Source organism: Natronorubrum aibiense (genome assembly GCF_009392895.1).
GTDB lineage: Archaea > Halobacteriota > Halobacteria > Halobacteriales > Natrialbaceae > Natronorubrum > Natronorubrum aibiense.
Window position 1 is genome coordinate 2902493 of the sequence record NZ_CP045488.1, and the last position, 12256, is coordinate 2914748.

15 protein-coding genes are annotated in these 12256 nt (G+C 63.4%); 12 read left to right on the forward strand and 3 right to left on the reverse strand.

The genetic code is table 11. The features are described 5' to 3' along the window. Positions 1 to 91: 91 nt before the first annotated feature. From GCU68_RS14320 to GCU68_RS14370, 11 genes are all read left to right on the forward strand, one after another. Positions 92 to 838: a hypothetical protein gene (locus tag GCU68_RS14320; protein ID WP_152942715.1), complete on the forward strand. Its 747-nt coding sequence runs from the start codon at positions 92 to 94 to the stop codon at positions 836 to 838. A gap of 78 nt (positions 839 to 916) precedes the next feature. Beyond that, the gene (gene hpt / locus GCU68_RS14325) at positions 917 to 1462 is read left to right on the forward strand and encodes a hypoxanthine/guanine phosphoribosyltransferase (protein WP_152942717.1); all 546 of its coding nucleotides are present in this window, start codon (positions 917 to 919) and stop codon (positions 1460 to 1462) included. A gap of 207 nt (positions 1463 to 1669) precedes the next feature. Beyond that, complete coding sequence (locus GCU68_RS14330) at positions 1670 to 3085, forward strand: uracil-xanthine permease family protein (RefSeq protein ID WP_152942719.1); 1416 nt, start codon at positions 1670 to 1672, stop codon at positions 3083 to 3085. A 114-nt stretch (positions 3086 to 3199) separates the two neighbouring features. Continuing rightward, on the forward strand, positions 3200 to 3772 hold the full coding sequence (locus GCU68_RS14335; RefSeq protein ID WP_152942721.1) for an NAD(P)/FAD-dependent oxidoreductase: 573 nt from the start codon (positions 3200 to 3202) through the stop codon (positions 3770 to 3772). A gap of 106 nt (positions 3773 to 3878) precedes the next feature. Beyond that, positions 3879 to 4403: a YciE/YciF ferroxidase family protein gene (locus tag GCU68_RS14340; protein ID WP_152942723.1), complete on the forward strand. Its 525-nt coding sequence runs from the start codon at positions 3879 to 3881 to the stop codon at positions 4401 to 4403. Between the two features lie 572 nt (positions 4404 to 4975). Continuing rightward, positions 4976 to 5647 (forward strand): HAD family hydrolase, encoded by a 672-nt coding sequence (locus tag GCU68_RS14345; RefSeq protein ID WP_152942725.1) that lies wholly within the window; start codon positions 4976 to 4978, stop codon positions 5645 to 5647. 82 nt (positions 5648 to 5729) lie between these two features. Next, positions 5730 to 6665 (forward strand): hypothetical protein, encoded by a 936-nt coding sequence (locus GCU68_RS14350; protein ID WP_152942727.1) that lies wholly within the window; start codon positions 5730 to 5732, stop codon positions 6663 to 6665. 93 nt (positions 6666 to 6758) lie between these two features. Further along, positions 6759 to 7343 carry a GNAT family N-acetyltransferase gene (locus GCU68_RS14355; protein ID WP_152942729.1) on the forward strand — a complete coding sequence of 195 codons (585 nt, stop codon included), beginning with the start codon at positions 6759 to 6761 and terminating at the stop codon, positions 7341 to 7343. A 4-nt stretch (positions 7344 to 7347) separates the two neighbouring features. Next, a complete protein-coding gene (locus GCU68_RS14360) occupies positions 7348 to 7674 on the forward strand; it encodes a hypothetical protein (protein ID WP_152942731.1) in 327 nt (108 codons plus the stop codon). Positions 7675 to 7788: 114 nt separating this feature from the next. Then, complete coding sequence (locus GCU68_RS14365; RefSeq protein WP_152942733.1) at positions 7789 to 9471, forward strand: acyl-CoA mutase large subunit family protein; 1683 nt, start codon at positions 7789 to 7791, stop codon at positions 9469 to 9471. 139 nt (positions 9472 to 9610) lie between these two features. After that, positions 9611 to 10006, forward strand: a complete 396-nt coding sequence (locus GCU68_RS14370) for a hypothetical protein (RefSeq protein ID WP_152942735.1) — start codon at positions 9611 to 9613, stop codon at positions 10004 to 10006. 164 nt (positions 10007 to 10170) lie between these two features. On the opposite strand, the gene GCU68_RS14375 is transcribed toward GCU68_RS14370, so the two are convergent. Beyond that, the gene (locus GCU68_RS14375) at positions 10171 to 10485 is read right to left on the reverse strand and encodes a YbjQ family protein (RefSeq protein WP_152942737.1); all 315 of its coding nucleotides are present in this window, start codon (positions 10483 to 10485) and stop codon (positions 10171 to 10173) included. 99 nt (positions 10486 to 10584) lie between these two features. Between GCU68_RS14375 and mce the strand changes: the two genes are divergently transcribed. After that, complete coding sequence (gene mce, locus GCU68_RS14380) at positions 10585 to 10968, forward strand: methylmalonyl-CoA epimerase (RefSeq protein ID WP_152942739.1); 384 nt, start codon at positions 10585 to 10587, stop codon at positions 10966 to 10968. Between the two features lie 34 nt (positions 10969 to 11002). Here the strand turns inward: mce and GCU68_RS14385 are convergent, their stop codons facing one another. Together GCU68_RS14385 and GCU68_RS14390 are read right to left on the reverse strand one after the other, a co-directional pair. Continuing rightward, positions 11003 to 11395 carry a hypothetical protein gene (locus GCU68_RS14385; RefSeq protein ID WP_152942741.1) on the reverse strand — a complete coding sequence of 131 codons (393 nt, stop codon included), beginning with the start codon at positions 11393 to 11395 and terminating at the stop codon, positions 11003 to 11005. A gap of 77 nt (positions 11396 to 11472) precedes the next feature. Then, positions 11473 to 12138 carry a ferredoxin--NADP reductase gene (locus tag GCU68_RS14390; RefSeq protein ID WP_152942743.1) on the reverse strand — a complete coding sequence of 222 codons (666 nt, stop codon included), beginning with the start codon at positions 12136 to 12138 and terminating at the stop codon, positions 11473 to 11475. Positions 12139 to 12256 lie beyond the last annotated feature (118 nt).

Here is a 12256-nt window from a genome sequence, read left to right on the forward strand (position 1 = left end):
CACCGTGGGGCCGTCGTATGACGGGTCCTGTGAACGAGGTAATCGCCCTCGAGTCGGCGCGCTTTTTTCGGCCGGGTGCGGAGTGGCACGTATGACCGCCGTGACAGTCGACGAGCTACTCACGCGTGAACTTCGGGACGATCGCACGGCACTCGTCGATGCGACGGGCCGGGAGTTTGATCACCACTGGCTGTGTACGACGTCCTGGAAAGCGGGGAACTTCCTGCGACACTCCGGCGTGCGCAAGGGCGTCACCGTGGGCATCGTCGGGGAGAACCCGCTCGCCTTGCTCGCCTTCCTCGGCACCGCGATGCTCAAGGGGACCACGCAATTCGAGCCACCAACCGACCTCGAAGACGAGGCCGACTTCCGGGCGCTCGTGGCTCCGGTCGAGGTCCTCGAGTCCGGTCGCTACGACCTGCCGCCGGGTGCCCAGCGAGTCGGCTACGGGTCGAAACCGAACGAGCCCGACATCCACCACTTCGACGCCGGCGTCTGGAGCGAGAATCCCTCGTTCCCGCCGCTGGACATCGACCCCGAGACGGTGCTGTTGGCCGACGGCGACCGAACCGTCACCCACGGGGCGGCACTCGAGGCCGCGTCCAAACTGATCGACGAGTACGGCCTCGAAACCGGCGATCGCGTGGTCGTTCGCGAACCACTCTCGGACCCGCGCGTCCTGATCGCGGGCGTCCTTGCACCGCTGCTCGCGGAGGGCGTGATCGTTCTCGCTGGCGACGACGAGGACGAATCGGCAGCCGAACGCGGCGCGTACGCGGTCTCGAGCGACGACGTCCTCGAGTCGAGTCGGCTCGATCCAGACGACGTGGCGCTGTAATCGGCGTCCACACTGTCGAGCCGACGCGGACGAGTGCGAGAACGAACCGTTTTTGCCGCGATTTCTCCAATCGTCCCCATGGAACGACTCCTCGCATCGCTGGATGACGCGCCGATTATCGACAAAGACGGCTACGAGTACCTCGTACATCCGATCAGCAACGGCGTTCCGAGACTCGACCCCGATCTGTTGCGGGAGGTCGTCGTCGAAGTCATGCGGACGATCGACCTGAACGTCGACGCGATCGTCGCCCCCGAGGCGATGGGCATTCACCTCGCGACCGCGCTGTCGCTCCAGACCGACATCCCACTGGTCGTGATCCGCAAGCGACCGTACGGCCTCGAGGGCGAGGTCTCGTTGCACCAGGAGACGGGCTACTCGGAATCGGAGATGTACATCAACGACATCGAGGAGGGCGACCGCGTCGTCATCGTCGACGACATGCTCTCGACGGGCGGCACGCTGGCAGCGATCTGTACGGCGCTGGACGACATTGGTGCCGAGATCGTCGATATCGCCGTCGTCATGCGGAAGGTAGGACCGTCGGCGCTCGACGACACCGAGTTCGAGGCGACCAGCTTGATCGACATTACCGTCGAAGACGGCAAAGTGACTGTTCACTGAACACTTCGGGTCTATCGAGACACGCGACCGCCGGATCGAACGATTTCTTCGAGACCGCGAGCCAAGAAATCGAGACACGAGAGCGACCTGTGGGCGACGGACTGGTTATATACGCATGAACGTGCACAATATAGTCAGTAAGTGGCCACCTGATGAGCGTATATACGAGACTTTTTGTAAGTCAACTCGTTACGGGACGCGTATAGCATGTCGAACGATACGGACGGGAGCATTCAACTCGAGTACGAGATCGACGACAGGCCGCCGTGGCCGAAATCGATCCTTCTGGGATTACAACATGTTGCGGTAATGATCGTTCCGGCGACGGCCGTGGCGTACGTCGTCGCCGGTGGCGTCGGTCTCAGTGCCGCCGATACAGCGTACATCGTTCAGATGGTGCTGCTGTTTTCCGGGCTGGCGACGATCGTCCAGGCCTACACGGTCGGCCCGGTCGGTGCACGACTGCCGATCGTGATGGGCTCGAGTTTCACGTTTGTGGGGGCAGCGATCTCGATCGGCGTCGATTACGGGTTGGCCGCGGTGTTCGGCGCGATCCTAGTCACCGGGTTCGTCGTCGAGGGACTCATCGGCTGGCAGTTCAAACGCATCAAACCCTTCTTCCCGCCGCTGGTGACCGGTCTCGTCGTCGTCATCATTGGCCTCTATCTCGTGCCCGTCGCGATGGAGTACGCCGCCGGCGGCGCCGAGGCGGAAGCGGCGGGCCAACTCGGTGCGCTCCAGCATATCGGGCTGGCCGCGCTCGTGCTGGCGATCGCCGTCGGCCTCAACATGCTCACACGCGGTGTGACCCGACTCCTGAGCGTGCTCATGAGTATCGTCGTCGGCTACGTGGCTGCCGTTGTACTCACGTTCACGACCGGCCTCGAGATCGTGACCTTCGCGGCCGTCGGTGAGGCTGCCTGGTTCGCTATTCCCGAGCCCACCCGGTTCGGATTCGAGTTCGAACCGATCGCGATCGTTACGTTCGCCGTCCTCTTTCTCGTCTCCGCGATGGAGACGGTCGGCGACATGTCCGGTGTCACGGCCGCCGAAGGGCGTAACCCGACGAACGAGGAGTTCCGCGGCGGGCTGTTCAACGACGGCCTACTGAGTTCGATCAGCGCCGTCTTCGGGGCGTTCCCGATCACGTCGTTCTCTCAGAACGTCGGCATCGTCAACTTCACTGGCGTGATGAGCCGCCACGTCGTCGGCATCGGCGGCGTCTTCCTCGCTGTGCTCGGACTGAGTCCGAAAGTCGGTGCTGCCGTCACGACGATCCCCAGCGCCGTCTTCGGTGGTGCGGTGTTGCTGATGGCCGGCATGGTCGCCGCCAGTGGGTTCCGACTGGTTATCACGCACGCCGACCTCGACCGTCGGAACTCGGTCGTCGTCGCCGTCTCGCTCGGCCTCGGCCTCGGGATCGCGACGACGCCCGAAGCGCTCGCGGGCCTTCCCGACGCCGCGGAGACGTTCTTCGGCCAGCCGGTCATCGTCACCGCGCTGTCGGCACTGCTGCTCAACACGTTCGTCCCCGGTGAGCAGAGCCCACTATTCGATGCCGTCCCCGACTCGTCGGCTCCGGAAACCGGGACCGAAGCCACTGTCGGCCCCAGCGACGATTAACCCGTCCTGTCAGATCCGAACACGGTCGACACCCGGAGCGCATCAGGCTCGAATCCGAGACCGTCATCCAATGCTGAAAAATCGTTTATTTCGTTCTCCGTTGTCGGCCGAGACATGCCAGACGTTGCAATCGTCGGCGGCGGTCCCGCCGGCCTGAGTGCTGCACTGTTCACTGCGAAAAACGGCCTCGAAACCGTCGTCTTCGACACCGACGAGACGTGGATGCACAAGGCCCACCTGTTCAACTATCCGGGCATCCGGAGCATCAGCGGCAGCGAGTTCATGAAACTCACACGCGGGCAGGTCAGCGACCGGGGTGCCGACGTTCGGGAGACCGAGGAAGTGACCGACGTCGAGGCGACCGGGGACGGCTTCCGGGTCGACACCGAAGACGACAGCTACGAGGCCGACTACGTCGTGCTCGCGACGGGGGCAGATCGCTCAATCGCCGAGGGCCTCGAATGTGCGTTCGAGGACGATGGCACCGTCGACGTCGACCTCGAGATGGAGACGAGCGTCGAGAACCTGTACGCGACGGGCGCGATGGTCCGACCCGAGGAGTGGCAGGCCGTTATCGCCGCGGGCGATGGGGCTGCGGCGGCACTGCACATTCTGAGCAAAGAGAAAGGCGAGCATTTTCACGACTTCGACGTCCCCGACGACGTGCCGGGACTCGAGTCGGAATAACGCGCTCGAAGGCCTCGAGTCGCCGAAACGCGGCCGGTCTACCCGCCGCTCGTCGCCTGCATTGTCGGGGCGCACGACTATGGAACTGTTCGACGGACGTCGACGTATGGAAACGAGCGTCGACCGTATCGACGACCTCGAAGAACTGTTCCACCACAAACTCGCCCAGCAGTACTATATCGAAGAAGAACTCGTCGGGACGTTAGACGAGATGGCGATCAACGCGAGCAACGAGCGGCTGAGCGACGGCTTTGCCGACCATCGCGACGAAACGCGAACGCAGATCGAGCGGCTCGAGGACGTGTTCGCCGCGCTCGATCGACCGGCAGAACGGCGCGAGGCTCCGATCCTCGACGCGCTCGAGGAAGAACGAGCGACGCTCGAAAACGCCATCGAGGACGACGACCTGCTCGATATGGTCTACCTGAACGCGGGGATGATGACCGAGCGCATCGAGATGACGGCCTACGAGGGGCTGACGTCGATCGCAGGTCAGATCGGCTACGACGACGAGATCCGCAAGCCGCTCGAGTCGAACCACGACGAGGAGCAATCGGCCTACCGCGAACTGTCGGCGATGGAGACCGCGTCGGACATGAAGTCGCTGTGGGATCGACTGACGCCGTCGTAAGCCACAGGTGCTCCGGGTCGATACCGGGACGTTCCCAACGATCACCCCGACGGTCGGGTCGGCACCGGCCCGCGAACGTTCGTCGACGCGATGGTCACCGGACGGTATCTACTGGTTTCGGGTCCGAAGTACGACGCCGTCGACTCGCACTGTCGGGCCGTCGGTTCGTCGCTCTGCGGATGAAGCATGAGAATGTCACCCACATATATTAGCCGTTGGAACGCATACGTGCGTCGTGCTGTCGGGCGATAGCAAGTCCGACGACCAGTTCAGGCAGTATCGTGTCCGAACACGATCGGTGGGACACGCGCGCTCGATGTGGCTCGAACGCGTCACCGGAGCACTGGCCCGAGGGAAGTCGTTGAATAGCAGACCACCGCTCGAGAATACGCGGCCGACGACCGCGGTCGGTCGCTCGAGCGAGACGGGGTCTCTCGTCTCAACGGCTCGACGACGCGTTCATTCCCCCGTTCGCGTGATCCCCCTCACTGTGATTTGATACTTGTGTGCCAATTTCTTGGCACACTCACTATAAAAAGAGCTATAATCGGAGGGGAAATACCACCCCAGCGATGCAGTACGACGCGGTCCTGTTCGATTTCGATGGGGTCGTGGTCGAGACGCCCTCGTCCCAGCGACTGTCCGATGCGCTCGGGCGAACGTACAAGAAACTCGATCGATCTGGACCCACGGCGGAGACCCTCCGAGAACTGATGCAGGGCGATTTCGAGTCGATCGCTGAACGCTGTCGGCACCTTGAGATCGATACCGACCGGTTCTGTACCGAGGCCGTGCGCGAACTGGTCCGCGCACAGGTGAGCGACGTTGAGCGTGGGTTACGTGCAGCATACGACGACGTGGGCGTGGTTCGATCACTCGAGTACCCGCTGGGAATCGTCAGCGATAACCACCCGACCGTGGTCACGAGACTTCTCGAGCGGTTCGGTCTACGATCGGTGTTCGAGACCGTCTACGGCTGCCCGCTGACGTCGGACGGGCTCGCCCGACGAAAGCCCGATCCGACGAACATCGACCGCGCGATGGACACCCTCGAGGCCGAGTCGGCGCTATACGTCGGCGACCGCGAGCGCGACGTCCGGGCGGCTCACAACGCGGGGATCGATTCAGTGCTGCTCACGCGCGCTGATGACGGAGCCGACGACACACCGACCGACGACGCGCTCGACGTCGAGCCCACGTATCAGCTCTCGTCGCTCACGCAACTGCCCGCCGTCCTCGAGTAGCGTGCTCGAGCGCGTCAGCCTCGATCACGTCCGCCGGAACGCCCCCGCTGCTTTTTGTCCGTGTCCGTAGGAGGGTACTGGAATGGATGACGACCACTGGGACGACCTACGCGAGCAGTGCCGAGGGATCGAATCCGGTGCCGAACTGGTGACGCCGCTTTCCGAGCGACCGTTTAGGATCGACGCGGCCGACGACGATCGGATCGTCGTTCGCTTCGGCGACAGCGACGAAACGCGGCCGCTCTGGCGCGACCAGTTCGGCGTCTTCGACGACCAACTCGAGGGGCAAGCGATGGCGGTCGACGAATTGCAGCCGGGTGTCGAACCGTACGCCGCGGTGCTCACGCTCTCGTCGGCGTACACCGTCGACGATGACACGATCAGCAAGGCCCCCGCGGACGCCACCGGCGGCGAGAGTCCGTTTCTCGTCCCGGCAGTCGAAGCGCGGACGCCGCCCGAGCGCATCCACGACGACGCACTCTTGCTGGCCCACCTCATCGACCGCCTCGAGGTAGACGAACCGTCGGCGGTCGATGGGCTCGCGACCGACTCGTTGACCGATTACTACGTCCTCGCCTCGGACGTCCAACGCGGGGCCGACGGGATTCGACAGGAAGCGCGCGACGAACTCCTCGAGCGGCTGGGTCCCGACCAGGAACTCCACGGCCACTTCGGGACGGTCCGGCGGACGACTCGGGAGCGCCGGCGACCGAAAGCCGACGAGACCGTCCTCGCCGCCCTCGACGAGCGTGGCATCCCCCGGGAGTGGGTGCTGGGCGTCGATCCGTCGAAACTGGACGTCGTTCTCTCGGTCACCGACCTCTCCGAAGACGAGGTGTACGACACCACAGAGGACGTATACGTCCAGAAAACGGGCGTCGACGAGGACGAGAAGTACGCCAGACTGCAGGGGCTGGTCACCCGACTCGAGGAGCTCGAGGATGCCGACGGCGAGTCGCTACGTGCCGAGATCGAAGACATCGAAGCGCGACTCGAAGAGGCACTGACGGCGACGTAACCGTCCAGCGCGACGCCCATCGAGCGGACCGCTGGCGGGCACTCCCCCTGTCGCTCACAAATACTTTTGACCGCACGGCCCGTATTTCCAATCATGTACGTGCGGGACGCGAAAAACAGAGAGGAGGTCTGGCTGCTCGACCACATCGAGGCGATGGGGCTCGACGAGACGGCGTTCCGCTCGCGCGATTACGTCGTGGCAGTCGACGAAGCGTCCGGCGAAAAGGCAGGTTTCGGACGCATCCGTATTCACCGGGTCGAAGACGGTTCGGACGTCTGTGAACTGACCAGCATCGGCGTCCTCGAGTCGTGGCGCAACCAGGGCGTCGGGGCTCACGTCGTCGAACGACTCGTCGAGTACGCCAGCGACGACGGGTTCGACACCGTCTACGCGCTGACCGGCGAGGGGAGCTATCTCGCCCAGTTCGGCTTCCGGCGAATCGAGGAATCACAGCTTCCGGCCCCGCTCCAACAGCGCCTCACAGACAAACGTGACGGTGTCGACCCGGACGCCGTCCCCCTCGAGCTCGATGTCTCTCGGTTCCGGGTCCCGGATCGGCTTCGGGAGGCGTTCAAGCGCGCTCCGGAAGGGCGCGAGGAGTCATCCGACGACGAGTCCGCCGAGGACTTCGGCATCGACCCCGAGACGGCGACGTACAAGTACGACACCGGTCGCTAACCCAATGACTCCAACCGAGCCGCACTCGACGGAGACCGATCGAGACGGTGCCGAATCCGACGACGACACCCGTGTCTGGCTCGTCGAGCGCACCTACTCGGACGACGAGCTGAACCTGATCATTCTGGTGTACGCCACCGAGGACGGCAGCCGCTACCATCGTCGCGAGCGAGCGCTGACGAGTTTCACCGGGCCCGCTCGAGAGACGAAAGCCGGACTATGCGTTTCGTCTGACGCGCTTGGCACCGTCGACGATCCCGCGACTCGAGACCGGTACGCGACGGAGGCGCGCAGAATGGCCGAGCAACACGACCCGGACGATGCCGTTTAGTCGAGCCGTCGGCCGATCGGCACGGTCGGTCTGCTATGATCGCGACGGGCCACAACTCGAGCCGGCAGCCGCATTCATTAAACTTCAAGCCCCACCCCAGCCACGGTAACGATAATGTTTGACTCTGAAGAACTCGAAGAGATTCGTGCCAACGAGGAGGAGTGGCACGAAAACGAAGTAGAGCCAGTCATCGACCGGTTCGGTGAGCGAAAGGAGACGTTCACGACCGATACGGGCGGGCAGGAGGTCGACCGAGTCTATACGCCAGCCGACGTCGCCGACCTCGACTACGAGGAGGATCTCGGCTACCCCGGCGAGCCACCGTACACGCGCGGGGTGTACTCTACGGGCTACCGCGGTCGCCTGTGGACGATGCGACAGTACGCCGGCTTCTCGACGCCGGAAGACACGAACGAACGGTTCCACTACTTGCTCGATCAGGGTCAGACCGGGCTGTCGATGGCCTTCGACCTGCCGACCCAGATGGGCCACGACTCGGACGCGCCGATGTCGGCCGGCGAGGTCGGGAAGGCCGGCGTCGCGATCGACTCCCTCGACGACATGGAGACCGTCTTCGACGGGATCCCGCTCGACGAAGTTTCGACGTCGATGACGATCAACGCGCCCGCTTCGGTGTTGCTGGCACTCTACATTGCCGTGGGTGACCGACAGGGTGTCGACCGCGAGGAGCTTCGTGGGACCATCCAGAACGACGTGCTCAAAGAGTACGCCGCCCGGAACACCTACATCTACCCGCCCAAGCCGTCGATGCGGATCATCACGGACATCTTCGAGTTCTGTTCGGAAGAGACGCCGAAGTTCAACACGATCTCGATCTCGGGCTATCACATTCGCGAGGCAGGTGCAACGGCGGCTCAGGAACTCGCCTTCACGCTCGGAGACGGGATCGAGTACGTCGAAGCGGCGATCGACGCCGGCCTCGACGTCGACGACTTCGCCCCACAGCTGTCCTTTTTCTTCAACGGGCACAACAACATCTTCGAGGAAGTCGCGAAGTTCCGCGCGGCCCGCCGGATGTGGCACGACATCATCGACGAGCGCTTCGATGCCGACGATCCGAAATCCAAACAGCTCAAGTTCCACACCCAGACGGCCGGCTCGATGCTGACCGCCCAGCAGATCGAGAACAACGTCGTCCGCGTCGCCTATCAGGCTCTCGCGGCCGTCCTCGGCGGCACCCAGAGTCTCCACACCAACGGCAAAGACGAAGCTCTCGCGCTGCCGACCGAAGAGTCCGTCCGCACCGCCCTGCGCACCCAACAGATCCTCGCCCACGAGTCCGGCGCTGCGGACACCATCGATCCGCTCGCTGGCAGCTACTACGTCGAGAGTCTCACCGACCAGGTCGAGGAAGAGGCCTACGAACTCCTCGACGAGGTCGACGAGCGCGGCGGCATGCTCGAGGCCATCGAACAGCAGTGGGTCCAGCGCCAGATCCAAGACACCGCCTTCGACCGTCAGAAAGAGATCGAGAACAAAGACCGCATCATCGTCGGCGTCAACGAGTTCGAAGTCGAAGAGGACGTCGAGATGGACGTCGAGGAGATCACTAAAGAGGACGAACAGCGCCAGATCGACCGCCTCGAGTCGACTCGCAGCGAGCGCGACGACGAGGAAGTCGAGGCGAAACTCGAGGCCCTGCGCGAGGCCGCTCGCGGTGACGACAACCTCATGCCGTACATTATCGACGCGGTGAAAGCGTACGCGACCGTCGGCGAGGTCTGTAACGTCTTCCGCGAGGAGTTCGGCGAGTACCAGCCCGGCAGCGCGGTCTAAGACCGCCGACTGCGGCGTTCGAGTATCTCCTGCACTGCTCGAGGTAACGTCGCCTCGACCCCTTCTTTCGACACGCGAACAGCGACTCGTATCGAAACGGTAATACTCAGATATTTCCTCTCGCCGAGATAGTTCACTAATGTACACGATTGAACGGACGGCGTTCGGGTTTCGGATTACGTTTGCCGGGACGATGGACGAACGAGAGCTGCGCGAGTGGGCCGCGGACTCTCGAAAGGCGCTCGAGGAAGCACCCGACGAGTTCGGCGTCCTCGTCGATATGCGGGAGTTGAACCTGCTCAGCGACGACGAACAGCAGGTCATGCGGGCGGGACAGCAACACTATCAGGACGCGGGTATGGTTCGCTCGAGCGTCATCCTCGAGTCGGCGGTGCTGACGCTGCAGTTTCGCCGCCTTGCCAAGGAGTCGGGAATCTACGAGTGGGAACGCTACATCAATGCCGGGACGACCGACGACTGGCACCAGCAGGCGGTCGACTGGTTGACCGACGGCATCGATCCGGATTATCAGTAGGGCGAGACCGGGACACTCGCCAGCGGTGACTGATAAGCCAGTAAACGCCCGATCACGTCTCACGGCTCGCCGCCTCCGGCGACGACCGGTCGCGTGCGATCGGTGCGCGAATCGTTTCGTCCGGCAGTATGAGCAACACGATCCGCTCGAGGACGACTGGGACCTTACCGGAGTCGAACGGCAGTCCCGTAGGCCATCACTTCGGAGCCGCCGTCGGTGATCTGGGAGGTCTCGAGGCGGACGTTGACCACGGCATCGGCACCCATCCGCTCGGCGTCGACGACCATGCGGTCGATCGCCTCGTCACGGGCTTTCGAGAGCAGATCGGAGTACGCCTTGAGTTCGCCGCCGAAGAGGTTGCGGATCGCCTGCGTGATGTCGCGACCGACGTTTCGCGCCTCGACGGTGTTCCCGCGGGCAACGCCGAGAACGTCGACGATTTCGTGATCGGGGACCGTTTCAGTGGTCGTGATTTGCATACGACCCAACTGTTGATTTCGTTGTCATATATACTCGCCGCCCGACGGCGGCACTCGAGACCACCGCGATATTTGTTGCCCCCCGAGAAACCGTCTCCCATGCACTTCGATCACGCGGGAATTGCGACCGACGACGCACGAGAACTCGCAGCGCTGTACGAGGACCTGTTCGGCCTCGAGGCCGTCCACGAAGAGGAGTTCGACGGCATGCGCGTCGTCTTCCTCGACTGCGGGAACGGCTATTTTGAACTGCTCGAACCGCTCGAGGAGGGCACGATTTCGAAGTATCTCGACGCTAACGGCGCGGGCATCCACCACCTCGCGCTCGCGACGGACGACATCGAGGGCGCACTCGAGACGGCACGCGACCACGACGTCACGCTAATCGACGAGGAGCCACGACCCGGTGCGTGGGGTCACGAGGTCGCGTTCTTGCATCCAAAAGACACCGGCGGCATTCTGATCGAGTTCGTCGAACACTGACTCGCGGCACCTACACACGAGGTGTGCCAACGAGTTACCGATCCGACTCGTCGCGGTCGTCGAGGCTCCCGGATTCGACGTCGATCCGATGTGGCTCGGGAGGTTCACTGCGTTCGTCGCTGCTCCCGCCGACCGGAATCTTCGTCCCGAGATCACTGGCGAACGACTGCACCCGATCCATCAGGGTCTCGACTTCGTCTTCGAACTGTTCGACCGAACGTTCGACGTAGTGGACGCGGGTCGACGGAATCCGCCGAACGATATCGCGGCCCTGTTCGTCTTCGTCGGTCTTGATGATCCAGTGGTCCTGAAAGTACGCGACGTGTTCGTTCGGCACCGTCTTTTCGACCGTTCCTTCGTCGGGATCGTCGTAGACGATCGTCGCTTCCCCCAGATCGCGCTCGAGTTCGAGGTCTTCGTCAACCATACGACTGGTTCTAGTGTGGACGGACGGAGAAACGTGTGCTTGCGAACAACGGGACCCCGCCGTGACCAGCGAAGAACTCAGCCGAAGTTTTCGATCAGTGCCTCGTCCGGATCACCGCCGGCGTCCTCGATCGCGTCCGCGACGGTCGTCACGAACGACTCGAAGCCGAAGGCGTAGAGTTGGCCGTCCTCGAGGTGCGTCTCGATCGCATCGGCCAGTCCGTCGTCATCGTCAGACTCGAGGAGAACGACGTTCGCGCCCGCCTCCTCGAGGGTCTCGAGTCGGTCGCGGTGGGCCGGCTCGTCGTCCTGGTAGATGACGACCGCGCCGTGACCCGACTCGTGGGCCGCTTCGGCGATGGCGACTGCGGGGCCGACGCCGGGGCCGCCGGCGGCAGCGACGACGTCCGTATCGCGCTCGTACGTGATCGTCCCGAATGGCCCCTCGATGTGGACGATTTCGCCGCCCTCGAGGTCGGCAAGCCACGGCGAGAGGTCGCCGTCGGGATCGATTCCGACCGTGAGCTCAAAGGTCTCGTCGACGGCCGGCGACGAGAGCGTGTAGTGGCGCATGACCACGTCGTCGTCATCGACCTCCTCGTCGGCGACGTCCCAGGGAACGGCTCGGAGCAAAACGAACTGGCCGGGTGCGGCATCGAACCCATCGGGGGTCTCGAGTTCGAGCGCAACGGTCCCGGGGCCGACCTCACGTACTGATTCGACTGTAACTGGCGTCCCTTCCATGTCGAATCGGTTCGGCGGAAGGGTGAAAAGCCGTTCCGTTCGGTCCGTCAAAAAATACACTCATAATCGAGTGAAGGAGGCGAGATAGAGGGTCGTGAACCGGTTGAGGTTTCAGAAG